This window comes from Micromonospora sp. NBC_00858, assembly GCF_045207365.1.
GTDB lineage: Bacteria > Actinomycetota > Actinomycetes > Mycobacteriales > Micromonosporaceae > Micromonospora.
Window position 1 is genome coordinate 2,440,113 of the sequence record NZ_CP108828.1, and the last position, 21,894, is coordinate 2,462,006.

20 protein-coding genes are annotated in these 21,894 nt (G+C 72.8%); 8 read left to right on the plus strand and 12 right to left on the minus strand.

All coding sequences use genetic code 11. From position 1 onward, the window contains the following. Positions 1-90: 90 nt before the first annotated feature. Positions 91-1,461: a glycosyl hydrolase family 18 protein gene (locus OG990_RS11500; RefSeq protein ID WP_355604689.1), complete on the plus strand. Its 1,371-nt coding sequence runs from the start codon at positions 91-93 to the stop codon at positions 1,459-1,461. A 62-nt stretch (positions 1,462-1,523) separates the two neighbouring features. Here OG990_RS11500 and OG990_RS11505 read toward each other — a convergent pair whose 3' ends face one another. Then, the gene (locus tag OG990_RS11505) at positions 1,524-2,405 is read right to left on the minus strand and encodes a winged helix-turn-helix transcriptional regulator (RefSeq protein ID WP_406080340.1); all 882 of its coding nucleotides are present in this window, start codon (positions 2,403-2,405) and stop codon (positions 1,524-1,526) included. Positions 2,406-2,488: 83 nt separating this feature from the next. Between OG990_RS11505 and OG990_RS11510 the strand changes: the two genes are divergently transcribed. The 3 genes from OG990_RS11510 to OG990_RS11520 all read left to right on the plus strand — a co-directional run bounded on the left by OG990_RS11510 (position 2,489) and on the right by OG990_RS11520 (position 5,169). Further along, complete coding sequence (locus OG990_RS11510; protein WP_406080341.1) at positions 2,489-3,766, plus strand: MFS transporter; 1,278 nt, start codon at positions 2,489-2,491, stop codon at positions 3,764-3,766. A gap of 190 nt (positions 3,767-3,956) precedes the next feature. Then, on the plus strand, positions 3,957-4,184 hold the full coding sequence (locus tag OG990_RS11515) for a hypothetical protein (protein WP_406080342.1): 228 nt from the start codon (positions 3,957-3,959) through the stop codon (positions 4,182-4,184). Between the two features lie 58 nt (positions 4,185-4,242). Then, positions 4,243-5,169 carry a 5'-3' exonuclease gene (locus OG990_RS11520; protein ID WP_328416804.1) on the plus strand — a complete coding sequence of 309 codons (927 nt, stop codon included), beginning with the start codon at positions 4,243-4,245 and terminating at the stop codon, positions 5,167-5,169. A 174-nt stretch (positions 5,170-5,343) separates the two neighbouring features. Here OG990_RS11520 and OG990_RS11525 read toward each other — a convergent pair whose 3' ends face one another. The 3 genes from OG990_RS11525 to OG990_RS11535 all read right to left on the minus strand — a co-directional run bounded on the left by OG990_RS11525 (position 5,344) and on the right by OG990_RS11535 (position 7,358). Then, complete coding sequence (locus OG990_RS11525) at positions 5,344-5,781, minus strand: nitroreductase/quinone reductase family protein (protein WP_406080343.1); 438 nt, start codon at positions 5,779-5,781, stop codon at positions 5,344-5,346. Positions 5,782-5,920: 139 nt separating this feature from the next. Next, positions 5,921-6,370 carry a hypothetical protein gene (locus OG990_RS11530; protein WP_406080344.1) on the minus strand — a complete coding sequence of 150 codons (450 nt, stop codon included), beginning with the start codon at positions 6,368-6,370 and terminating at the stop codon, positions 5,921-5,923. A 76-nt stretch (positions 6,371-6,446) separates the two neighbouring features. Next, complete coding sequence (locus OG990_RS11535) at positions 6,447-7,358, minus strand: EamA family transporter (RefSeq protein ID WP_406080346.1); 912 nt, start codon at positions 7,356-7,358, stop codon at positions 6,447-6,449. Positions 7,359-7,459: 101 nt separating this feature from the next. On the opposite strand from OG990_RS11535, the gene OG990_RS11540 reads away from it, so the two are divergent. Next, positions 7,460-7,966, plus strand: coding sequence for a MarR family transcriptional regulator (locus OG990_RS11540; RefSeq protein ID WP_355604709.1), 507 nt, complete (start codon positions 7,460-7,462; stop codon positions 7,964-7,966). A 55-nt stretch (positions 7,967-8,021) separates the two neighbouring features. Here OG990_RS11540 and OG990_RS11545 read toward each other — a convergent pair whose 3' ends face one another. The 5 genes from OG990_RS11545 to OG990_RS11565 all read right to left on the minus strand — a co-directional run bounded on the left by OG990_RS11545 (position 8,022) and on the right by OG990_RS11565 (position 14,945). Next, entirely contained in the window at positions 8,022-8,678 is a 657-nt protein-coding gene (locus OG990_RS11545) for a DUF3105 domain-containing protein (protein WP_406080347.1), read from the minus strand. After that, a complete protein-coding gene (locus tag OG990_RS11550) occupies positions 8,671-9,294 on the minus strand; it encodes a flavoprotein (RefSeq protein WP_406080348.1) in 624 nt (207 codons plus the stop codon). Before OG990_RS11550 ends, OG990_RS11545 begins: the two co-directional genes overlap by 8 nt. Beyond that, positions 9,276-11,444 (minus strand): peptidase domain-containing ABC transporter, encoded by a 2,169-nt coding sequence (locus OG990_RS11555; RefSeq protein ID WP_406081728.1) that lies wholly within the window; start codon positions 11,442-11,444, stop codon positions 9,276-9,278. The genes OG990_RS11550 and OG990_RS11555 overlap by 19 nt, the downstream gene beginning before the upstream one ends. Before the next feature lie 44 nt (positions 11,445-11,488). Further along, positions 11,489-14,671 (minus strand): type 2 lanthipeptide synthetase LanM family protein, encoded by a 3,183-nt coding sequence (locus OG990_RS11560; RefSeq protein ID WP_406080350.1) that lies wholly within the window; start codon positions 14,669-14,671, stop codon positions 11,489-11,491. Between the two features lie 91 nt (positions 14,672-14,762). Beyond that, entirely contained in the window at positions 14,763-14,945 is a 183-nt protein-coding gene (locus OG990_RS11565) for a mersacidin/lichenicidin family type 2 lantibiotic (RefSeq protein ID WP_328416831.1), read from the minus strand. Between the two features lie 321 nt (positions 14,946-15,266). On the opposite strand from OG990_RS11565, the gene OG990_RS11570 reads away from it, so the two are divergent. Next, entirely contained in the window at positions 15,267-17,903 is a 2,637-nt protein-coding gene (locus OG990_RS11570) for an AAA family ATPase (RefSeq protein WP_406080351.1), read from the plus strand. Between the two features lie 75 nt (positions 17,904-17,978). Here the strand turns inward: OG990_RS11570 and OG990_RS11575 are convergent, their stop codons facing one another. Next, positions 17,979-18,377, minus strand: a complete 399-nt coding sequence (locus OG990_RS11575) for a DUF6223 family protein (protein ID WP_355604728.1) — start codon at positions 18,375-18,377, stop codon at positions 17,979-17,981. Between the two features lie 274 nt (positions 18,378-18,651). On the opposite strand from OG990_RS11575, the gene OG990_RS11580 reads away from it, so the two are divergent. Both OG990_RS11580 and OG990_RS11585 read left to right on the plus strand, forming a co-directional pair. Then, a complete protein-coding gene (locus OG990_RS11580; protein WP_406080352.1) occupies positions 18,652-19,782 on the plus strand; it encodes a sensor histidine kinase in 1,131 nt (376 codons plus the stop codon). Then, complete coding sequence (locus tag OG990_RS11585; RefSeq protein ID WP_406080354.1) at positions 19,779-20,441, plus strand: response regulator; 663 nt, start codon at positions 19,779-19,781, stop codon at positions 20,439-20,441. The genes OG990_RS11580 and OG990_RS11585 overlap by 4 nt, the downstream gene beginning before the upstream one ends. 25 nt (positions 20,442-20,466) lie before the next feature. Here the strand turns inward: OG990_RS11585 and OG990_RS11590 are convergent, their stop codons facing one another. After that, positions 20,467-20,838, minus strand: coding sequence for a metalloregulator ArsR/SmtB family transcription factor (locus OG990_RS11590; protein WP_328416840.1), 372 nt, complete (start codon positions 20,836-20,838; stop codon positions 20,467-20,469). Positions 20,839-20,854: 16 nt separating this feature from the next. After that, on the minus strand, positions 20,855-21,748 hold the full coding sequence (locus OG990_RS11595; protein ID WP_406080356.1) for an MHYT domain-containing protein: 894 nt from the start codon (positions 21,746-21,748) through the stop codon (positions 20,855-20,857). Positions 21,749-21,894 lie beyond the last annotated feature (146 nt).

The window sequence follows — 21,894 nt, forward strand, 5'->3', positions numbered from 1 at the left end:
GCCACCCGTCCCTGCGTACCGCAATCGCACCCCCGCCCGCGACGACCCTGCGCGGGCGGCTGTCGACCCCCGCCCACGGGAAGGCCCCCGATGTCCCCATCACCACGCCGCGCCCTCGCCGCCGGCCTGCTCACGCTCGCCACGGCCGGCGCCACCCTCGCCCTCGTTCCCACCGCCGCGCAGGCCGTGGTGCTGCCGAACAACTTCAAGAGCGTCGGCTACATGCCGTCCTGGGCCGGCAACGTCAACACCATCCAGTACAACAAGCTCACCCACATCAACTACGCCTTCGTGTTGCCCAACAACGACGGCAGCCTGCGCGCGGTGGAGAACCCGAGCAAGCTCTCCTCGCTGGTCTCGCTCGGGCATGCCAACAACGTCAAGGTGTCGATCGCGGTCGGCGGGTGGAACGACGGCAACGACTCCGCCTTCGAGGCGCTGGCCGCCAACGCCGGCAGCCGGACCAATTTCGTCAACAACCTGGTCAACTTCGTCAACCAGTACAACCTGGACGGCGTCGACATGGACTGGGAGTACCCGGACCCGGGCGCCTCGGCGAACAACTACACCCAGCTCATGACGCAACTCGGCAGCGCCATGCACAGCCGCGGCAAGCTGCTCACCGCCGCCGTGGTCTCCGAGGGCGGCAGCGTCCAGGGCGTGCAGACGGCCGTGTTCGGCCAGGTCGACTGGCTCAACATCATGGCGTACGACGGCGGCAACCCGCACGCCAACTACGACTGGTCGATCGCCAGCATCAACCTGTGGAAGTCACGCGGCCTGCCGGCCAGCAAGGCCGTACTCGGGATCCCGTTCTACAGCCGCCCCGGCTACTACACCTACTCGGCGCTGGTCGGTATGGACCCGGCCAACGCCAACCGGGACTGCACCACCGTCGGCGGAGCACAGCAGTGCTACAACGGCATCCCGACGGTCAAGCGCAAGACGCAGTGGGCGCTGGCCAACGCCGGCGGGGTGATGAACTGGGAGCTGTCCCAGGACACCACCGGCTCCACCTCGCTGGTCAGCGCGATGTACGACACCATCATGGGCGGCACCACCCCGCCGCCGACCGGCCGCACCGGCCCGATCACCGGGATCGCCGGCAAGTGCGTCGACGTCGCCTCGGCGAGCACCGCCAACGGCACGGCCGTGCAGTTGTGGAGTTGCAACGGCACCGCCGCGCAGAGCTGGACCGTGGCCAGCAACGGCACGTTGCGCGCCCTCGGCAAGTGCGCCGACATCACCAGTGGCTCCACCGCCAACGGCGCCAAGATCCAACTGTGGGACTGCAACGGCAGCGGCGCGCAGGTCTGGCAGGCGCAGTCCAATGGCACGCTCCGCAACCCGCAGTCGAACAAGTGCCTGGACGCCAGCGACAACAGCTCGGCCGACGGCACCCGGTTGCAGATCTGGGACTGCTTCGCCGGCGCCAACCAGCGCTGGACTCTCCCGGCCTGACCCGGCCGCACGGAAGGCCCCCCGCGTAGCGCGGGGGGCCTTCCCACGCCCGTGGCGGCGGATCAGGCCGGGCGGTGCTCGCGGACCAGGTCGAGCATCTCGTCCACCGACCCGGCCGGGTCGGTGACCGGGAACTGCACGGCGCGAACCACCGCCGACGGGTCGACCAGCAGCGTCAGCCGCTTGAACCGTGAGACCCCACCGGCGCGGAAGGTGGGCAGCAGCAGCCCGGCGGCGACCCGACCGTCCTGGTCGGACAGGAGCGGGAACGGCACACGGGCGTGCGCGGCGAAGTCGGCGAGCTGGTCCGGCCGCTGCGTGCTGATCCCCCGCACGTCCGCCCCGGCGGCCTGGAAGTCCGCGTACCGAGTGGCGTAGGTGGTCGACTCCAGGGTGCAGCCGCGGGCCCCGGGAATGTCCGCCCAGCCCGGCGGGTAGCCCTGCGTCTCCGGCGCGTACGCCCCGGGGAAGAAGTACAGGACGCTCCAGGCGTCGGCGTCGGTCAACGCGACCGACTGGCCGTCAGGCCCGGGCAGGCCGACCTCGGGCAGCCGCCGCCCGATCAGGTCGTGCACCCGCCGCGCCTCGGCCGAGGCGGCGTCGGCGGTCGCGGTCAGCTCCCCATCGCCCATCAGGTGCCTCGTTCCCCAGTCCTGCAGTGCGATCAGCACCGGCAGCAGCCCCTCACCCTTGGCGGTGAGCAGGTAGTCGTAGCGCGGCGGGTGCTGGGAGTACGGCCGGCGCTCCAGCACGCCGTGCTCGACCAGCGCGGCGAGGCGTTCGGTCAGCGCCCGCCGGCTGACGCCCAGCTCGCGCTGGAGCGCGTCGAAGCGGGTCGTCCCGCCGGCGACGTCGCGCACGATGAGGAACGTCCACCAGTCCCCCAGCACGCCGAGCGCCTGCGCGATGCCGCAGTCCGCGTCGGCAAGATCCTCCCGCCGCACCCCTCACCCCCATCTGTCCCGCCCCCGACTATAGTGCGTTCCAGATTGGAACGCACTGGTGCGCGCGAACGGGGGCGGACGACATGCACGTCGGAGAGCGGGCCGGGGTGTTCTGGCGATGGTGGACCGCCGGCACGACCAGCATGGTCGGGTCGGCGGTCGGCGCGGTGGCCCTGCCGCTGACCGCGCTCACCGTGCTCGACGCCACCGCGTTCCAGATGGGCCTGATCGCCGCAGCCAGCTACGTCGCCTGGCTCGTGATCGGTCTGCCCGCCGGCGTGATCGTGCAGCGCCTGCCGCTGCGCGGCGCCCAGATCGGCGCCGACCTGGCCCGCGCGGTCGCCGTCGCGTCGATCCCGCTGGCCTGGTGGTGGGGCCACCTCACCGTCGCCCACCTGGTGATCACCGCTCTTGTGATCAGCTTCGCCAACGTGCTCTTCGACGTGGCCAACTCGACCTTCCTGCCCAGCATCGTGGACCGCGAGCAGTTGCAGTCCCGCAACAGCCTGACCTCGGCCACCCACGCCGCCACCCAGCTCAGCGGCCCCTCCCTCGGCGGGCTCGCCGTACAGGCACTCGGCGCGGTGCCCACCCTGCTCGTCGACGCCGTCAGCTACCTCGTCTCGGCGGCGCTGCTGCGCACCCTGCCCGCCCGCCGAGACGACGCGCCGGACCGCTGGCCACCGATCGGCGAGCTGATCCGCGAGGGTTGGCGCTTCGTCGCGTACCACCCGGTGATGGGGCCGGGCATGTGGGCCGCGACGGCGATGAACTTCGTCTGCGGCGCGCAGTTCGCGCTCTACCCGCTCTACCTGGTCCGTGAGCTGCACGCCCCGGCCGGCCTGGTCGGGGTCCTGCTCGCCGTCGAGGGGGTCGGCGCGCTGGTCGGGGCGGCGTTCACCTCGCGGATCACGGCACGGATCGGCACCGCACGCGCGCTGATCGTCGCCGGGTTCACCACGGTCGCCGGCGCGTTCCTGATCCCCTGGGGCACCGGCTGGCTGGCGTACGCCGCCTTCGCCGCCGGCAACGTCGTCTTCTCCCTCGGGACGGTGGTGCTCAGCGTGACCACCCGGACCTACCGGCAGATCGCCAGCGCACCCGACCTGCTCTCCCGGGTGATGGCGACCGTCCGGTTCGTCTCCTGGGGCGCGATCCCGGTCGGCGGGCTGGTTGCTGGGGCGGTGGCCGGGCCGCTGGGGGCCCGGGCCACCCTGCTGATCGTCGCCGGCGTGGTGGTCGCCGCGCCGCTGGTGCTGCTGCTCTCCCCCGTCCGGCACCTGCGTGACCTCACCGACCACGACCGGGGCGACGACCCGACGCGCCCGGCCACGCCGACGGTCACCGTCGGAGGTCGGTGACCCGCACGGCCTTTCGCAGTCGGCCAGCCTGGTACCCGGCGGTCGGTGTCCGGCCGGAGAAGAACGGCGTACCGAGCGGCCTGCGCCGCACGGTGACCGGCCCGCACGACGGTTTTCCGGGCCGGACGCCCCGAAGGGTCATAGCCTGGATCCGGGTGCCCGCGCGGGCATCCCGACCGGGAGGACCGACGTGGCACCGAACGAGGCGGACCGGGCGGCGACGCGCCGTCGCCGACAGCTGTGGGCCGGGGTTCTCGCGCTGGTCGGCCTGGTCCTGCTGGTCATCGGCCTCACCGTGGCCGACGGTGTCGCGGCCTGGGTCGAGGTGGTGGTCGCGATCCCGCTGCTGGTGGCGAGCTACGTCGTGCAGTACCTGGCCCGGCGGGAGACCGTCTACCAGCACGACGAGCGGCGCTGACGCCGCCGGCGGCCGGGCGTACCCCTGATCGTCGGGGGGGTGTGCCAGGCTGTCGGGCGTGGCACACCGATCCCCGATCCTGCTGATCGACGCACCCAGCCTCTACTTCCGCGCATACTTCGGCATCCCGGAATCGGCCGCCCGGGCCGAGGACGGCACCCCGGTCAACGCGGTGCGCGGCTTCCTCGACATGCTCGCCACCCTGATCCGGGGTCGCGGGGCGGACCGGATGGTCTGCGCCATGGACTACGACTGGCGCCCAGCGTGGCGGGTCGAGCTACTGCCGTCCTACAAGGCGCACCGGGTGGCCCCGCAGGGCGGCGAGGTCGTGCCGGACACCCTCTCCCCGCAGGTGCCAATGATCCTGGAAGTGCTCGCCGCGGTCGGCATCACCGTCGTCGGCGCGACCGGCTACGAGGCCGACGACGTGCTGGGCACCTTGTCGGTGACCCAGCCAGGCCCGGTTGAGGTGGTCTCCGGCGACCGGGACCTGTTCCAGCTCATCGACGACGCCCGGCCGGTCCGGCTGCTCTACGTCGGGCGCGGCGTGGCCAAGCTCGACGACTGCGACGACGCCGCGGTGCGGGCCCGCTACGGCGTGCCGGCCGACCGGTACGCCGACTTCGCCGCGCTGCGCGGCGACCCCAGCGACGGGCTGCCGGGGGTGCAGGGCGTGGGCGAGAAGACCGCGGCCCGGCTCATCGAGCGGTACGGGAGCATCGCCGGCATCCTGGCCGCCCTGGACGACTCGGACTCGTCCTTCGCGCCGGGCCTGCGGGCCAAGCTGGCCGCCGCCCGCGACTACCTGGCCGTCGCGCCGACGGTGGTGCGGGTCGCGCTGGACGTGCCACTGCCGGAGCTGCCCACCGCACTGCCGACCGCGCCCGTCGATCCGGACCGGCTGCTGGAGCTGGCCGGGACGTGGAACCTGGCCGGCTCCGCCCGCCGCCTGGTGGACGCCCTCGCCGCCCGCGCCGACGCCTGACCACCGATCCGCCGCCTCCGGTGCGGTGACGGCCCGCTGGTGACATCACCCGCGCGGTCCTCCTGCGGGCAGCGGTTCCGCCGTTCGTTCAGTTGATCATCGGTGTTGCGACCTTCCTCGGCGGTGGTCCTCCGATCATTACCCAGGCCGCGGCGACCGCCGTGCTGCCCGACGTCAGGGTTGGTCCAGTTCGATGCGCACCGTCAGCGGGCTCGTAGCCACCGCCTCGGAGGTGCTGACACAGAGCCGGCGAGCGAGACTGCTCCGCGCGATGTACCGCTGGCGCTCGCGCGGGTCATCGTCGTCGACGATGTGCGCCGTCCCGGTCCGCCAACGTGCGCTCCGCCCGCCGCCCGTCTTGACCCGGACCCGGGGATCGGCCTCGAGGTTTCGCACCCAGTCGGCGCGGCGCCCCCGCTGGGCGACCAGCCAGAAGATGTCACCGTCCAGGCCATCGCACACCGGGGTGTACCGCAGCCGGCCGGTACGACGTCCGGTGGTCTCCAACAGCGCGTCGCCGGGGATCGGGAGTTTCACGTCCCACGCGAACCGGACGATCGGGTTGATCAGGCGCTGCTGGAACGCGCGGAGCAGCGCGACCCGCCACGACACCTCAGCAGCCGTCCGCTCGCGCCGACAAAAAGCTGTGCCACCCACACCGACTGTCGAATTCCGTCATGGCCCCGTCCCGTCGAGGTGTTCAGCTCGCCGCAACTCCCACACCAGATCGGGTTTCCCCGGGCGCCAGAACTTAAGCGCGCACCCTCGGGTCTTGCAGCGCCCGCGCAATGGCAGCGAGCATGCCGCTTTCGCACAGACCGGGTGCTCCGATCAGGAACTCCTCCCGGTCATACCACTCGACCAGGTCCACACCCGGCCGAGCGGCGATTGACCTGTCGACGGGCAGGTCGGCGTCATCGTCATAACAGCCGTAGATCTCATCGGCGGCCCACATGCCCCAGTGCAGCGGGCCAAGCTGAGACTCTTTCTGCTCCTCGTCAAAGACGGTCATGAACCGCTCTTTCGCGTTCACCGGCCGCACGCCGAGCGACCCGGTCGCAAGCAGTTGCTCGAAGGTGGGGTCTTCGTCCCAGTACTGGCTGGGGATGACCAGCGTGAGCACATCCTCCAGATGCTCGTGGCAGGCACAATCGGGCCGTAGCGGCGGCTGCCAATCGTCCTTTGTGGAGAAGATTCCCATCTGGCGATCGTATGCGGCGCGCCATCGACGCCGCCGCCCTGACTCAGCAGCGGCTGGTCGGCGAACACCCCGACCCTCAGCTCGGGACCGGCGATCGGGGTGCGGTCGGGGTAGTCCGAGACGGTGTGGCCTGTGCGGCGAGGCCGATCCTCGGGTGGCCGGGCAACTGACCGAGCAGGGTGCCGGCCAGCGCGACGACCAATCCCAACACCTGCACCGGGCGCAGCGTCTGACTGAGCGCCAGCCAACCCAGAACCGCCGCGGTGATCGGGCTGAGCAGGGCGAGGAACGCCACCGAGGTCGCCGGCAGCGCCGCGATCCCGCGGAACCAGAGCCAGTACGCCAGCGCCGTGCCGACGGTGGCCAGGTATCCGTACCCGGCGAGATGGGTGCCGGTCAGGGCGGCCGGCAGTCCTTCCGCGACGAGTGCCACCGGGGCGAGCAGCAGACCACCGGCGGTGAGCTGCCACGCGGTGAACGGCAGTGCGCCGACCCCGTCCGGGCGTCCCCATCGTTTCGTCAGGACGGTGCCGGTGGCCATCGAGGCTGTACCGAACAGACCCGCCAGGATGCCCAACAGGTCGAGCTGGGCATCCGGGCGCAGGACCACGAAGGAGACGCCGAGCACCCCGAGCAGTCCAGCGCCCACCGCGATCATGGTGGGTCGGATCCGGAGCAGGGCGGCCGAGAGGCCGACCGTGAGCAGCGGGCCGGTGGCGCCGAGCACGGCCGCGACGCCGCCGGGCAGCCGGTAGGCGGCGAAGAAGAGCATCGCGAAGAACACCCCGATATTCAGCGTGCCGAGGACCGCCGCCTTCCACCACCACGATCCGCGGGGCAGGAGGCGGGTCACCGCGAGCAGGGCGAGGCCGGCCGGCAGTGCCCGTAGCGCCGCGGCCAGCAACGGCCGGTTGTCCGGTAGGAGTTCGCTGGTCACGGCATAGGTCGTGCCCCAGACGATCGGTGTGACGGCGGTGCTGACGAGCATCCGGTTCATCGTGCCGCCTCTCGTTAGCTTGCAGATAGCTTAGTACTAAGAAGCTTAGTGAGGAGCATCTGAGCTTGTATGAGGTGTGACACAATCGGACCATGCGGCAGAAGAGAGTGACGGCAACCGGCGACGGGGTGGACGTGATCGTCGGTCAGTGGGCGGCCGAGCGCCCCGAGCTTGAGACCCTCCCGATGGAGGTCTTCGGCCGGATCTACCGGATCTCCCGCCTGATGGGAGACCGGGTCGAGCGGGCGTACGCGCCGAGCGGCATCGGACGCGGTGAGTTCGACGTGCTTGCCACCCTGCGCCGCGCCGGCGAGCCGTACACGCTGTCGCCGAGCCAGTTGTCGGCGGCCCTGATGCTCACCACCGGCGGCATGACCGGCCGGCTGGACAAGCTGGAGCGGGCCGAGCTGGTGCAGCGGATTCCCGATCCGGCCGACCGGCGTGCGCTGCGTGCCCGGTTGACCGCCAAGGGTCGACAGGTGGTGGACGAGGCGCTTACCGCCGGGCTCGCCGAGCAGGCGGCGGCACTGAACCAGCTACCGGCGACGCAGCGCGAGCAACTCGCCGGACTGCTCCGTACGCTGCTCGCCGCCTGCTGAATCGCACCACTGCCCCGCGGCGCGGCGCGGGGGTGCCCGATTGACGATCTGGGCGTCACATCCCGGTCGGCTCGGGCGCGTCGCCCGCCGGATGCGCCAGGACGAACCGCTCCACGGCGGCGCCACTGACCGAGGCGCAGAACTGCCGGTACCCGGCGTGCGCGCCCCAGTGCGACAGGGCGATCGGACGGCCGGCCGGGAACGCCCCGTACCCGGGGTCCCACGGCGCCACCACGAACCTGCCCCCGTACCGGTCGCCACCGAGCTTTCGGGCCAGCGCCCGCAGTGCCTCGATCTGGTCGTGAGCGAGCGGTTCGACGTACCAGAGGATGGTGTACCCGTGTTCGAGGTTGTGGACCAACGTCTCGACAGGCGGACGGTCCCGGGCGGTGTAGAACCGGCGCACGGTCGGGGCCGGCACCACGAAGTGTGGCCCGGACGACGGCGGGACCAGGTCGTACTGGATCCGGGTGACGTGCGGCTCGGCGGTGCCGGGGCCGACGTGGACGCCAGCGCCGCGGATCGGGTCGGTCAACTCCGGGTCGCAGCCGGCCCGGTCGGCGGCGACCCCGATCGCGGCAGCGGGCCGGCGGGCGACCGGGTCGGCGTACGCGCGAAGGAACGGGATGATCGCCACCACGAGCAGGACGACGCCGAATGCGACGGCCACCGCGGCGATCCGCGGCCCGTACCCAGCGCGCGCCTCAGCCACGACCTTCTCCCCCGCCGCGCAGGTGGACGGCGGCCCACTCCAGTACCACCTCGACGGCCGGCATCCCCCGGCCGGCGAGGGTGCCGGTGCTCAGGGCGAGCACGGGTACGGGCGGCACCACGCCGTACCCGTCGGCGCGCAACTGCGCCACGTTGCGCTGCACCGCCGGGCGCTGCCACATCGCCGAGTTCATCGACGGCACCAGCACGACGGGAGCGGCGGCGGCCAGCACGCAGGTGCCGACCAGGTTGTCGGCGATCCCCAGAGCCGCCTTGGCCAGGGTGTTGGCGGTGGCCGGCATGACGAGCACCAGATCCGCCCACGCCGACAGGGCCAGGTGCGGAACCTCCGTCATCGCCTCCTCGTCGGTGAGGGCCGGGTGTCCGGTCAGCAGAGCGAACGAACGGGCCGGGACGAAGCGGGCCGCGGCGGCAGTGAGCACGACCCGTACGTCGAGCCCCAACGCGTGTCGCATCACCATGATCGACTGGGGCAGGGTCAGGACGTCCGCGGAGCCACAGGCGGCGACGAGGACCCGCCGCGCCGGGAACGCCTTCGGGTCGACGTCGGCGGGGCGGTCCGGCGCTTCGCCGGCGCTCACGGTACGGGTATCCACGGGTCGCCTCCTGAACGGGCGGGTTCGTCGTCGGTCAACTGACACCGGACCAGGTCGGCGTAGACGCCCCCGGCACGCAGCAGGTCGTCGTGCCGCCCGCGCTCCACGATTCGGCCTGCGGCGACGACGAGGATCTGGTCGGCGTTACGGACGGTGCTCAGGCGGTGGGCCACCACGATCCGGGTGCAGCGCATCGCCGAGATGGCCTGGTCGACGCGCCGCTCGGTGGCCACGTCGAGGTGGCTGGTCGCCTCGTCGAGCAGGAGCACGGCGGGCTGCCCCGCCACGGCCCGCGCGATGGACAGCCGCTGCCGCTGCCCGCCGGAGAGGGCCTGGCCCCGCTCGGCGACCTGGGTGCCGTACCCCATCGGCATCGCCGCGATGTCCTGGTCGATCGCGGCGACCTCGGCGGCCGCCCGGATCGCCGGCATGCCTACGCCCGGGTGCACGAGGCTGATGTTGCGCCGGATGGAATCCCGGAACAGGTAGCTCTCCTGCAGCACCACACCGAACTGACGGCGCAGCGCGGTCGGGTCGATCCGCGACAGCGGCACCCCGTCGAAGAGGATCTCCCCGCCGGTGGGCCGGTAGAGGCCGGTCAGCAGCATGGCCAGAGTGCTCTTGCCGCTGCCCGACGGACCCACCACGGCGACCTTCTCCCCCGGCGCGACGTCGAAGGAGACGTCCCGCAACACCGGCGCGGCGCCGCCGTCGTAGCGGAAGCTCAGGTCGCGGACACTGATCCGGCCGGTGAGCCGGGGCGCGGGCAGGTCGGGGTCCCCGGCCGGTTCGGGCTGGGCGGCGAAGACATCGCGCAGGCGTTGCAGGTGCGACACGACCGACTGGAGGACCTGGGCGCTGGCCACCAGGGAGGCGAGCGGGATGAGCGCGGACAGCGCCAGCGCCTGCAGGCCCAGGGTCTGGCCGAGGCCAGCGCCGTCGAAGAGTCGACCGGTGCCGAGCCACAGCAGCGCCAGTGGCCCGGCGAGCTGGACGCTCGCGGTGATGTTGGCGACCGTTGCGGAGAGCCGGTTCTGGGCGACGTCGGCGTCCAGTGCCGTGGTGTAGCGGCGCAGCCAGCCGTCGAACACCTGCCGCTCGGCACCCATCGACTTGACGGTCGCGATGCCCGACAGCGCCTCCATCAGCGCGCTCTCCGCGTCAGCCTGCACGGTCAGGTGGCGCTGGTTCAACCGCAGCAGCCGGCCGTTGACCACCGCGACGGCCACCACCTGGGTGACGCCGATCGCGGCGGCGAGTCCGGCGAAGGCGAGGTCCTTGGCGAACAGCACACCGAAGTACGCGATCACCAGCACGCCGTCGATCACCGCGGTCAGCACCTGGGTGGTGACCAGTTCGCGCAGCAGGATGCTGCTGGACAGCCGCTGCATCAGGTCACCGCTGGCCCGCTGCTGGAAGAAGGCGTACGGCAGGCGCAGCAGATGCCGGAACAGTCGGGTCATCAGCGCGGCGTCCACCTTCGCCTGCAGCGTGACCAGGAGCCGGGACCGCAGGTAGGCCACACCGAACTGGGTGAGCACCAGTGCCGCGATGCCCAGCGCCAGGTACGGCATGAGGGCGGTCTCCCGGGCCGGCATGATCTGGTCGAAAGCGACCGTGGTGGCCAGGGGCAGTGCCAGTCCCAGCGCCTGGAGCACGAGCGAGACGCTGAACGCGGCTCCCAGTCGGGGCAGGAAGGGTCGCAGCAGCGGGTGAGCGCGCCGCCACCTGGCCAGCGGACCGGGCCGGGTGGGGGGCGGCTCGGGTGCGGACTGCGGGTCGTGGGTGAAGGTCAGCACCGTTCCGCTGAAGCCGGCGGCGAACTCGGCCGGGGTGAGCAGCCGACGCCCGAGCGCCGGGTCGAGGAGCCGGAACCCTCTCGGACCGACGTGTTCCACCACGACGAAGTGGGCGTCCTCCCAGTGCGCGATGGCCGGCAGGGGCAGTGCCCCGACCTGACCGGCGTCGGCCCGGAAAGCCCGGCCGCGCAACCCGAACCGCGGGGCCGCGGCCAGCAGCGCCCGCGCGGTGACCCCGTCACGGCCGACGTCCAGCCCTTCCCGCACCCGGGCCAGCGAGGCGCGTACGCCGTGCCGGCGGGAGACCATGGCCAGGCAGGCGGCGCCGCAGTCAGCGTCCGTCATCTGCATCACCAGCGGCACCCGCCGCCGGCCCGGCCACCCCGGGACGACGGTCAGGCGGCGCACTGCCGCCCCCGATCGCCGAGCCTGCTGGTGGTGATGCGGTCGCGCACCGGCGCATCCGTCGGGGGCGCCAGCAGGAGCACCGACGGCACTCGGCCGGGTGCGGCCAGCCGCAGCAGGGCAAGTCCGATCCCCGACAGGCCGGTCATCAGCTCCGGTGAGGCGAGCGCCGTCGGGTTCGCGCAGCGCCAGCCGCCGGCGAGACCGTCGCGCAGCACCGCTGCGGCGGGTGCCGCCACCTGCTGCGGGGCGGCCGCCAGCAGCAGGTCGAGATTGCCGAGGTCGCCATGGCACAACGAGTGGTTGCGACCGAAGCCGGTGGCCAGGGTGGTGGCGACCGCCGTGGAGATCTCCGCGTCCAGGACCTCGTCGGTGCCGAGGGCGTCGCGGACGAGCAGCCGCGACAGGCCAATCCCCGGGGCGCCGTGGCACCAGGTCACCGTGCTCTGCCCGGGGCGGCGCAGGTCGGCCCAGTTCGCCAGCGCCGGGCGGAACAGGCTGCGGTCGTAGGCCAGGGCGCGGGCAGCGGCGTCGGCGTACCCGGGCTCGCCGGTCGCCTGCCGGGCCTGGGCCAACGCGGCGGCGATCCCGGCCGAACCGTGGGACAGCCCGCCCAGGGGGACGCCGGTCGCCGCTCCGGCGGGGTGCGAGTAGCGGTCGGCGGCGACGCACAGTCGTCGGGCAGCGGCGCGCACGGCCGGCCCGACCCGCTCGGGATCCAGGCCGGCGCGGGACACGGCGAGGACGGCACCGGCGTACCCGTCGACCAGATCGGGGGCCTGGTCGGTGGCGGCCAGCGTGACGATCCGCGCGAGTGCCACGTCGACGACCGGCGTGAACCGGCGGGTCTGCCACAGCGCTCCGAGGTGGCCGAAGGTGTAGAGCAGCCCCGCCCAGCCGGTGAACGCGCCGATCCGGTCGCCGGGGATCCGGCGGTCGAGGACGCGGGCGGCGAGCCCGACCGCCGCGCGATCGGCGAGGTCGGTGAAGCGCTGCTCACCGCTCAGCCGTCCGACGTGGGCCAGGAAGAGTGCCACCCCGGCGACGCCGTCGTAGAGGTGCGGACCGAACGGCGCTGGCGCCCACCGACCCGGGTCCGCGGCGCTGGGCGTGAGACCGAACCAGGTCGGCTCGGCACCCGGGCCGGCGAGCCCGGCCACGAGGGCCGCCACCTCGGTCGCGGCGGCCAGGTACGCCGCCGGCGGAGGCGTCGGTGCCGGTGGGACGTCCGCGAGCCGCCAGCGCACCCGTGCATGAGGTGCGTCGGTGGCGTCCACCCGGGAGGCGAAGGCGGCCTCGATCAGCCAGCGTTGCCGGGCCAGGTCGGCCGCGTCGAGCCGGGCGAGCCGACGACGCGCCTCGGCGAGGCCCGACCGGGCCAGCAGTCCGGGCAGTCGCCGTCCCCGACCAGTCCACAGGTCCCGGGAGTCCACCCTGGTGGTGAACATCGGCACGTCACGGCGCGCCAACTCGGCCCGTTCCTCGACGACGGTGGCCGCCAGCAGCGGCAGTTCGGCCACCCCCGACCAGAGCCAGTCGTGCAGCCGTTCGGTGTCGAGGCCGTCCTGCAGCGCGTCGGTGTGCAGGGCGGCGTCCCGCAGCCGCAGGTAGGTGCGGGTGGGGCGGAGCACGACGCGGATCTCGTCGGCCGCGAACGCGGTGACCGGCCCGTCCGGGGCCAGCAGTTCGTCGCGTACGTCGGCAAGGAGGAGGTACATCGCGTCGAAGCCGGCCAGCACCTGCGGCAGATGCGGGGCGACGTCGGTCACCGGCGGAGCGGCGGCGGGGTCGTGGGAGGCGGCCTCCTCATGGTGGTGGCCGGGTGCGCACAGCCGCATCTCGTCGGTCCCCTCGGCCTGCCAGGCCGAGCAGTTGCAGCCGTCGCCGGCCGGTCCCGCCGCCTCGTCGGCGCGTGGCAACAGGCCGACGGCGAGCACCGAGTCGGCGATCGCGTCTCCACCACGGGCACTCGCGGCCCGGACGACCGACGGGGTGAACACGGTCTCCAGGTCCACCAGGACGGGATGTTCGCCGTGGGCGATCACGTTTTCCTGGTGGCAGTCGGTGGCGCCAACGGCCTGCAGCAGGGCCAGCAACGCGCCGAACCGGCGGGCGAAGTCGCGGTGGCCGGCCGGTGTGCTGGGGGTCCGCAGGTCGACGTACTCGGCCCAGCCGTGCTCGCCGCGCGGCAGGACGGTGAAGGTGTGCAGGTCGGCGCCGCGCTCGTTGAGCCAGGCCAGCAGGTGCTGGAACCGTGCCTCGATGTCGACGGGGCGGGGCTTGTAGACCAGCCGCAGGCCGGTGTCGAAGGTGGCCACCAGCACCCTGCGACCGTCACGGTGCGGGTCGCCGGTCTCCTGGACCTCGACCAGGCGACCGACCGGGGCACCGGCGTGCAAGATCGCGCCGAGGGTTGGCGCGTCGCTGCTGAGCCGCTCCAGGAACTCGATCGTGCGCTCCGCCCAGTTGCGGGTCAGCTCGTACGCCTGACGTGCCAGGACCGGGTAGTCGGCCAGCAGGGTCAGGGCGGCCTCGGGCGAGCGATACCGGCGGAAGAAGGCCGCGAAGCGCTCCTGCGGCGTCTCGCCGGGCGACGTGCCGCGCAGCCGGTCAATGTTGAGTTCCAGAACGACGGCCCGGCTGAGGACCACCACCAACTCGTCGAGCAGGCCGGTCAGGCCCAGCCGGTCGGCGTCGGCGGGCAGCAGGTCGGGGGCGTCGTCGGCGAGCTGGCGGGTCCGTCGCGCCACCCGGGCGCGGGCCTGCGCGACCAGTGGCGCCACCAGGGCGAGGCAGGCGTCCAGCGGGCGGCCGGGCAGCAGCTGGGGTTCGATCTCCCCGCCCATCGGCTGGCCGTAGCAGGCCAGCAGGCGGCGGATCCACTCCGGGGGCCGGCCGAGGCGGGCGGCGAGCCGTTCCGGCGTCTCGTCCAGGAGCGCGAGGAGCACCTGCTCGTCGACACCCTCCGCCGCCAGCCGGCGTCGCCAGTCCTCATCGTCGGTGAACGCGCCGCCGGTGCGCCACCGGGACAGCCGCCACCGCGCCCGCTCGCCGGGCGGCGTCTCCGTCGACACGGGCGCGGCCAGCCGTTCCGTGATGGTCAGCGCGGCCAGGAGGCGCTCCTCGGCGCGGGCGGTTGGGTCGTCGTCGGCGCGGTGCGGTGGTACGGACATTCGGTGCTCCCGTGGCGGTGGATTCGGGCGGGACGACGGGGTCCGGGCCAGGCCCGGACCCCGTGCGGACCCGAGGGTCGGTCGTTCGAAATCAGCAGACGCAGTGGCAGCAGGCCGTGGTGTGGCCGGTGGTCGCGGCGGCACCGCCGGCCACCGTCTCCAGCTGGTCACGGTCCAGCTCGACCACGCCGGCCGGGTGGCTCTCCACGGCCTCGGCCGAGGCGGCGCGGCGATACTCGTCCTTCCAGCTGCTGACGATGTCGGTGATGGACATTCAGGGCTCCTTTCACGACGACCGCCGGCCTGCCCGGCGGTCGCTGGCAGAAACAGCCTCCGTGCCAGGGGGGTGCCGGCACATGAGTAGCCGGTACCTCACCCCCGACCGGCGCTGTCACGGTCGTGACAACCGAATCGGCGGATCGGGGCGTCAGGTGTGCAGGCGTGTCTGGAAGGCGACGGCACCACCCGTCAGGGTGTGTGAGGGTGAGGCCCGCGCCACCCAGACCGCTGTGCGCACGACCGGCTGTGAGAGCGGGTCGAGACGGAGATGGCGACCGGGCCCGGGGCGGGAACCCGGCCGGGTTGAAGGGGTTCCGTGTCTGCACCAGGAGGCTTCGTCGACGGAGACGCCGGATGGCCCTTCGTTGGCAGGATGCGCGAGCGGGACCGGGCGGTCGAGGCCCTCACCGCGCCGGCGGGTCAGGGGGTCCTGCTCACCGGCGATGCCGGGGTGGGAAAGAGCCGGCTGTTGGAGGAGGTGCTGGATCACGCGCTACGACGGCAACATGTCGTACTGCGGGTCACCGCCACGCCAGGCTGGCGCGGCGTACCGTTCGGCGTGCTCGCCAGCCGCCTGCCGCAGCCGTCGGACGCGAGCGTGGCCGACGTCTTCCGGGACGCGGAGCGCCGCCTGCGCGAGGTCGCGGCGGGCCGGGGCGTGGTGGTCGGCGTGGACGACCTCAACTGGCTGGACGACGCGTCCGCCGCACTGCTCGAACGTCTCGTGGCGGGGGGCACCGTGCGAGTGGTGGCGAGCGTGCGCGGCGCCGCCCTGGACGCCGCGCCGGTGGCGGCGCTACGACGGTCCCGAGCCGTCGACCGGGTCCACGTGCCACCGCTGAACCCGGACGAGACCGCCCTGCTGGTCCGCGAAGGGCTCGGTGGCCCGGTCGACGGTCTGACCCTCGGCGCGCTGTGGCGGATCAGTCAGGGCAACCCGCTCTTCCTGCGTGAGGCGGTGCGGTGTGGGCTGCGCGACGGCGGCCTGGTCCAGCGCGACGGGATGTGGACGTGGCCGGCCGAGTCACTGTGTCCCACTCATCTGGCCGACCTCATCGAGCAGACCCTCGGCACGCTCACCCCGGAGGAGGCCGAGGCGCTGCAGTACGTCGCTCATGCCGAACCGGCGCCACTGGCCCTGATCGAGCGGACGGTGGACCCGCTCGTCGCGGAACGGCTCGAGGAACGGGGCCTGATCCGCCTGGTCCGCCACGATGCGGCGGTGCTGGTGCAGACCGGCCACCCGCTGTACGCCGAGGTGGTCCGCAACCGCACCGGGGCGCTGCGGGCCCGCCGGCTGCGCCGGACCCTGGCCGAGGCACTCGCCGCGGTGGACGGCGGCACTGACGACCGGGCACGGATCGCGGCCTGGCGCTGCGAGGCGGATCTACCGGTCAACGCGGACGACCTGCTGGTGGCGTCGGAGTACGCGCTACGCCGGCACGACGCGGTGCTGGCCGAACGGCTGGGCCGCCGAATCGACTCCGCGCGCGGCGACTGGCAGGTGGGTCGAGCACTGGTGGCGCAGGGGCGCAGCGACGAAGCGGACGGGTACCTGGCCCGCGCGGCGGCCGACCTCACCGACCCGCGGGACCGCTCGGAGGCGACGGCGCTGCGGGCCTTGAACATGTACTGGGGAGGTCGACGGCCCGACCGTGCCCGTGCGGTGATCGACGCGGGCCGCCGCGAGCTGCCCACCGAGGCACTTTCCGGGCTGCTCGCCGCGGAGGTGGGGGTCGCGGCGTTCGGCGGCGACGCGGGCGGTGCCCGGGCGTCCATGGCGCGGTTGGCCGCCGATCGGCCCCGGGACCCCCTGCTGGCGACGGCCGTCGCGGCGCTGCTCCCGTACCTGCTGCTGTTCAGTGGGCAGCCGGGACGCGCGGTGCGGATGTTCGACACCGGCGACGTCGACATCCCGGAGACCTGGCCGACGATGCGGGCCGCGACGCAGGCCTGCCACGTGCAGTCCCTGCTGTTGTCCGGACGGCTGCACGAGGCCGAACGACTGGCTCAGTGCTACTACCAGGACGCGGTGGCTCGGGGCGTCGCGGACGCGGTCGGGCTGCTCGCCTTCTCCCGGGGCAAGTGTGCCTATCACGCCGGGCAGATGCGCCGGTCGATGCGCTGGCTGCACGAGGCGCGCACCCTCGCCGCCAACACCCTGTTCCCGATCCGGGACTACGTGCTGTCGGCCAACGCCTACGTGGCGGCGCAGTTGGGTGAGCTGGCCGAGAGCAGACGACTGCTACGGCAGCTCATCGACGACCGTGCCGACGGCGACGGGCACTCCGGCGGCCTGGTGGCCATCGACGCCGAGCTGACCACGGCCTGGCTGACCGCCGCCGAGGGACGGCCGGCCACGGCCACCGCCATGCTGCGCGAGCTGCACGGGCGGGCTGAGCAGGCGACGACGGTCACGGTCGAGTGCCTGCACCTGCTCTCCCGCCTGGAGCCCAGCGTCGCGACCGCTGAACAACTGGCCAAGGCCGCGGCCGACTGTGACAGTCCGCTGTTCGGACTGTGGTCCGACTACGCCCACGCGCTCGCCGGCGACGACCCGGCGGCGCTGGAACGGGTCGGCACCGCGCTGGAGGCCGGTGGATACCTGACGCTCGGCTTGGAGGCGGTGGTCGCCGCCGAGGCGGCGTGCGGGCGCCGAGGCGACCAACGCCGGGCGAACCTGCTGGCCCGTCGGGCGGATCTGCTACGGGAACGGTGCGACGGATACTGGCCGCCCCTGAGCCCTCGGCCAACGGACCGGGACGGGCTGACTCCGCGGGAACGGCAGATCTGCGAACTGGCCTCGACCGGGCACGACAACGCGGCGATCGCGGCGGAGTTGGTGTTGTCGGTGCGGACCGTGGAGAACCATCTCCAGCGGGCGTACGTCAAGCTCGGCGTGCGGGGCCGGAACGGACTGACCGAGGCGATCGACGCACGGCAGGCCGGTTGAGGGCGGCTGCGACCGCACGGCACCCGTCCAGCATCCGGTGACCCGGCACCATGGCCGGGTCAGCCGGTGCGCCGGTCAGCCGGTGCGCCGGGAGCGGGCCAGAGCCAGCCCACCGAGGACCATGGCGATCAGCCCCACCACCAGGGCCACGTAGGCCCCGCCTCGCCCGTTGCCGGTGCCGATGCCGCTGTCGGAGGTGGCCACCACCAGCCCGCCGAGGGCCAGGCCGATCAGCCCTCCGGCCAGGGCCATGGTGGCCCCGAGGAGCCCGTTGCTGGTGCCGATACGACCGGTGGGGCGGGCCAACGCCAGCCCACCGATGATCGCGCCGGCCAGCCCCAGCACGGCGGCCACGCTTGCCCCGAGTCGCCCGGCGCTCATGGCGTAGACATCGGCGGCGGTCGGCTGGGCCGAGACGTTCGCTACCGCCGGTGCGGCGAACCCGAAACCTCCGATCAGGACGGCTCCGGCCACGGTAAGTACACGTCGGACTGACGTCAGGGCTCCCGGTGGGTTCATGTTCTCTCCCCTTTCGTGCGGCTGCCTGCCGAGGTTTCGGAAGCCGCCTGATCATGTCGCCGGGCGCACCGCCAGTCGTCCAGCAGATGCAGGCAATTCGCGCTGCCGCCGATGACGCACCCGACTACTGCGGACGCCGCAGGCGCCGGGAAGGTACTGCGTTCGCGGTAGACAGCCGCTCGTCCGTGAGCAGGAGTCGCCAGCAGCGACATCGGACTAAGGTGCGGCCATGAGCACAGGACGGTCCGGCGATCGGGCCGCTGTCACCGATTGGGCGATCGCCGTTTGCGTGGCAGCGGTGCTGGTGGTCGCCGGGCTGTCCGAGAACCACTCCACCACGGACCTTGACCTACTCGGCTACGTACTGTTGGTGGCCGGTGGGCTGGCTCTGGTCGCGCGCCGCCGGGCTCCGGTTCCCGTCCTGGCCGTCACCGGGCTGTGCGCGGTGGGTTACCAGGCGGTCGGTTTTGACGTGCCCGCCGTCGCGTTCCTGTTCGCGGTGTACGCCGCCGTACGGGCGGGCCACCGCGTCAGCACGGTGCTGGCGGCGGTGCTGATGCTGGCCGCTCTCCCGCTCGCGGCCCTCGCCCTGCCGCAGGACATGTCCGTGGCCGAGGCGCTCGCTCGCGCCCGGGGTGCCCTGGAGGTGGCCTGGCTGGTCGCCGCCGGTGCCGCGGGTGAAGCGCTGCGGCAGGCCGAGCGGCGGGCGGACGAAGCCGAGCGCACCCGGGAGGAGACCGCGCGCCGCCGCGCCGACGAGGAGCGGCTGCACATCGCGCGGGAGTTGCACGACTCGCTCACCCACCAGATCTCGATCATCAAGGTGCAGGCCGAGGTGGCCGTCCACCTGGCCCGCAAACGGGGTGAAGAGGTGCCGGAGGCGCTGCTGGCGATCCGGGAGGCCGGTCGCGAGGCGACCCGGGAGCTGCGAGCGACCCTGGAGGCGCTGCGCGACGACGACACGACCCCGCCGCATGGGCTCGACCATCTCCCGGAACTGGTGGAACGGGCCCGGTTGACCGGCCTGGACGCGACGTTGACGATCGGAGGGCAACGCCACGAGGTGCCGGCCGCGGTGGACCGGACCGCGTACCGGATCGTTCAGGAGTCCCTCACCAACATCGCCCGTCACGCGGCCGCCGCGACGGCGTCGGTCCGGATCGACTACCGTCCGGACGCCCTCGCGATCCGAGTCGACGACGACGGCGAGGCCACGCCGGACACCGCCCCGATGCCTGGCGTCGGGCTGCTCGGGATGCGCGAACGAGTCACCGCCCTCGGCGGTCGCCTGCGGGCGGAGCCGCGGAACGGGGGCGGCTTCACCGTCCACGCCGAACTCCCCGTGGGCCGCACGTCATGATCCGCGTACTGCTGGTCGACGACCAGCCGCTGCTGCGCAGTGGCTTCCGCGCGCTCCTCGACGTCGAAGACGACATCGAGGTGGTGGCCGAGGCCGCCGACGGCAGGGAGGGCCTGGCTCTCGCCAGGGAACACCTGCCCGACATCGCGCTCATCGACATCCAGATGCCGGTCATGGACGGCATCGAGGCGACCCGGCGGATCGCCGCGGACCCGACCCTGGCCCGGGTGCATGTCGTCATCCTGACCAACTACGGCCTCGACGAACACGTCTACCACGCGCTGCGCGCCGGCGCCGCCGGGTTCCTCGTCAAGGACATCGAGCCGGCGGACTTTCTGCACGCCATCCGGGTCGCCGCGCGCGGCGACGCGCTGCTCGCACCGTCGATCACCCGCAAGCTGATCAACCGGTACGTCACCGAGCCGCTCCACACCGGCGTCGGCGCGACGCTGAAAGGGCTGACCACCCGCGAACGCGAGACCGTCGCCCTCCTCGCGCAGGGCCTGTCCAACGACCAGATCGCCGAACGCATGGTGATCAGCCCGATGACCGCCAAGACCCACATCAACCGGGCGATGACCAAGCTCCACGCCCGTGACCGCGCCCAACTCGTGGTCCTCGCCTACGAATCCGGCCTGGTGGTCCCGCGCAACCGCTGACGCCCGCCGACCTCGGTGGTGGCGCTCAGCGGGTCTTCTTCGTTGCCCGCTTGCGAGGCGGCGTCAGCAGGTCGGCGATTGCCGCGATCGCGGAGGGCACAAGGCGGTAGTACGCCCAGACGCCGCGCTTCTCGCGCTCGAGCAGGCCGGCCTCGGTGAGGATCCGAAGGTGATGACTCACGGTCGGTTGGGAGAGGCCAAGCGGCGCGGTGAGGTCAGTCACGGACGCCTCGCCCTGCGGAGCGGCCTGGATCAGACTGAGCAGTCGCAGCCGGGCCGGGTCGGCGAATGCCTTCAGCACTCCCGCGAGCCGCTCGGCATCGGCGCGTTTGATCGGCTCGCCGGCCAGCGGCGAGATTGCAGGCATACCAGTTTTCGCAGCTCCCACGTCTTCCATCGTTTCACAGTCGGCGTCAGCGGGGCGGCATCTCCCGCCGGGACGGGAACGGCGTGCCGGGCTGACCGAGAGTGGATCGGGCGCGCAGCCCGACCGGGTCCGGGGCGGCGGTGGGCGGCGCGACAGCCGACTCCGGGGCCCGCCGGGCGTCCAGGTACGCGGCGGCGGCCCGGTCGTCGTCGGTCGGCGCGGCGAGCAGGGCGTAGAGCAGACCGACCACTCCGAAGATCACCGCCAACACGATTGGCACCAGCAGGGTGCCCATCCCGGTGCCGGCCACATCGGTCACGCCACCCTCAGCCTCGTGCTGGTGCACCGAGAGGGCGCTCATGCCGGTGAAGTGCATGCCGTTCACGGCGACGCCCATGACCAGCGCGGAAGCGAAGATCGCCAGCGGCCGGCGGACGCTCATGGCGAGCCACAGCGCGACGGTGGCCGCCACGACCGCGATCACCACCGAGAGCGCGACCCGGGTGGTGTCGTAGCCGAGGCTGCCGTTCAGGCGCATCGCCGCCATCCCGGTGTAGTGCATGGCGGCCACGCCGACACCGGTGAAGATGCCGCCGGCGACCAGCCGTACCGGGTTCAGCCGGCCGGTGCCCACGATGGCCAGACCGATGCCGACCGCCACCACGGCGATGACCGTACTGGCTGCGGTGAGCGGCACGTCGTACCGGATCCGGGTGCCGTCGACGGCGAAGCCGAGCATGGCCATGAAGTGCATCGCCCAGATGGCGGTGCCGCCGATGGCCCAGGCGGCCAGCAGCCCCCACCAGGCACGCTGGCCGGCGGTTCCGGCCGTACGGATACGCCCGGCGCAGATGAGCCCGAGGACCGAACCGAGGACGGACAGCGCGTAGCTCAGCGCGGGTGTGATCCACCCGTACTCAAAGTGATTGATCTCCGCCACGGCGGCCTTCTCCCCATTCGTTACCGGCGCGTACGGAAGCGCCCGGGCAATGATCGAGGGTGCCCGGAGCAGGCGCAACAGCACCCCGGGCCCAATTCGGGGGGTGCTGTTGCGGTGACCGTGTGATGCGTCGATTGCTCAGCGGC

Bases quoted from the DNA above. Each gene is read 5' to 3' on its own strand.
- OG990_RS11555 (WP_406081728.1), bottom strand. From the start codon at position 11,444: ATGCAGATGACGGACGCTGACTGCGGCGCCGCCTGCCTGGCCATGGTC.
- OG990_RS11565 (WP_328416831.1), bottom strand. From the start codon at position 14,945: ATGTCCATCACCGACATCGTCAGCAGCTGGAAGGACGAGTATCGCCGC.
- OG990_RS11560 (WP_406080350.1), bottom strand. From the start codon at position 14,671: ATGTCCGTACCACCGCACCGCGCCGACGACGACCCAACCGCCCGCGCC.
- OG990_RS11535 (WP_406080346.1), bottom strand. From the start codon at position 7,358: ATGCTCGTCAGCACCGCCGTCACACCGATCGTCTGGGGCACGACCTAT.
- OG990_RS11510 (WP_406080341.1), top strand. From the start codon at position 2,489: ATGCACGTCGGAGAGCGGGCCGGGGTGTTCTGGCGATGGTGGACCGCC.
- OG990_RS11530 (WP_406080344.1), bottom strand. From the start codon at position 6,370: ATGGGAATCTTCTCCACAAAGGACGATTGGCAGCCGCCGCTACGGCCC.
- OG990_RS11500 (WP_355604689.1), top strand. From the start codon at position 91: ATGTCCCCATCACCACGCCGCGCCCTCGCCGCCGGCCTGCTCACGCTC.
- OG990_RS11580 (WP_406080352.1), top strand. From the start codon at position 18,652: ATGAGCACAGGACGGTCCGGCGATCGGGCCGCTGTCACCGATTGGGCG.
- OG990_RS11590 (WP_328416840.1), bottom strand. From the start codon at position 20,838: ATGGAAGACGTGGGAGCTGCGAAAACTGGTATGCCTGCAATCTCGCCG.
- OG990_RS11540 (WP_355604709.1), top strand. From the start codon at position 7,460: ATGCGGCAGAAGAGAGTGACGGCAACCGGCGACGGGGTGGACGTGATC.
- OG990_RS11585 (WP_406080354.1), top strand. From the start codon at position 19,779: ATGATCCGCGTACTGCTGGTCGACGACCAGCCGCTGCTGCGCAGTGGC.